Origin of the sequence: Actinoplanes siamensis (assembly GCF_016862395.1) — a bacterium.
GTDB classification, from domain to species: domain Bacteria; phylum Actinomycetota; class Actinomycetes; order Mycobacteriales; family Micromonosporaceae; genus Actinoplanes; species Actinoplanes siamensis.
This window is the reverse complement of sequence record NZ_BOMW01000141.1, coordinates 1-1,231: the sequence shown is the minus strand read 5'-3', so window position 1 is coordinate 1,231 and position 1,231 is coordinate 1. Positions and strand designations below refer to the sequence as shown.

1 protein-coding gene is annotated in these 1,231 nt (G+C 66.9%); it reads right to left on the bottom strand.

The features are described 5' to 3' along the window. The coding region (locus Asi03nite_RS37455; RefSeq protein ID WP_203685250.1) for an AAA family ATPase at window positions 1–1,231 on the bottom strand (1,231 nt) is incomplete at both ends.

Here is a 1,231-nt window from a genome sequence, read left to right as displayed (position 1 = left end):
GCGTGTCCTCCAGCTCGCGCTGGATCGTGCGGCGCAGCGGCCGGGCGCCCAGGACCGGGTCGAAGCCCTTCTTCGCCAGGTACTTCTTCGCGTTCTCGGTCAGCTCCAGACCCATGTCCTTGTTCTTGAGCTGGGACTCGATGCGCGCGGTGAAGATGTCCACGATCTGCAGGATCTCCTGCTCCCGCAGCTGGTGGAAGACGATCGTGTCGTCGATGCGGTTCAGGAACTCCGGCCGGAAGTGCTGCTTGAGCTCATCGTTGACCTTGACCTTCATCCGGTCGTAGTTGCTCTCGGTGTCCTCCGAGGCCTGGAAGCCCAGCGACACCGCCTTGGCCACGTCCCGGGTGCCCAGGTTGGTGGTCAGGATGATGACCGTGTTCTTGAAGTCCACGATCCGGCCCTGACCGTCGGTCAGCCGCCCGTCCTCCAGGATCTGCAGCAGCGTGTTGAACACGTCCGGGTGGGCCTTCTCGATCTCGTCGAACAGCACCACGCTGAACGGCTTGCGCCGCACCTTCTCGGTCAGCTGCCCGCCCTCGTCGTAACCGACGTAGCCGGGAGGGGCACCGACCAGACGCGACACCGTGTACCGGTCGTGGAACTCGGACATGTCGAGCTGGATCAGCGCGTCCTCGGAGCCGAACAGGAACTCGGCCAGGGCCTTGGACAGCTCGGTCTTACCGACGCCGGACGGGCCGGCGAAGATGAACGAGCCGGACGGCCGCTTCGGGTCCTTCAGGCCGGCCCTGGTCCGCCGGATCGCCTTGGAGACGGCCTTGACCGCGTCCTCCTGGCCGATGACGCGCTTGTGCAGCTCGTCCTCCATGCCCAGCAGGCGGGAGGTCTCCTCCTCGGTGAGCTTGTAGACCGGGATGCCGGTCCAGTTGCCCAGCACCTCGGCGATCTGCTCGTCGTCGACCTCGGACACCACGTCCAGGTCGCCGGCCTTCCACTCCTTCTCCCGCTGCGCCTTCTGGCCCAGCAGCTGCTTCTCCTTGTCCCGCAGCTGCGCGGCGCGCTCGAAATCCTGCGCGTCGATCACCGACTCCTTGTCGCGACGCACCTGGGCGATGCGCTCGTCCAGATCGCGCAGGTCCGGCGGCGCGCTCATCCGACGGATGCGCATCCGCGCGCCGGCCTCGTCGATCAGGTCGATCGCCTTGTCCGGCAGGAACCGGTCGGAGATGTACCTGTCGGCCAGCGTCGCGGCGGCCACCAGGGCCGCGTC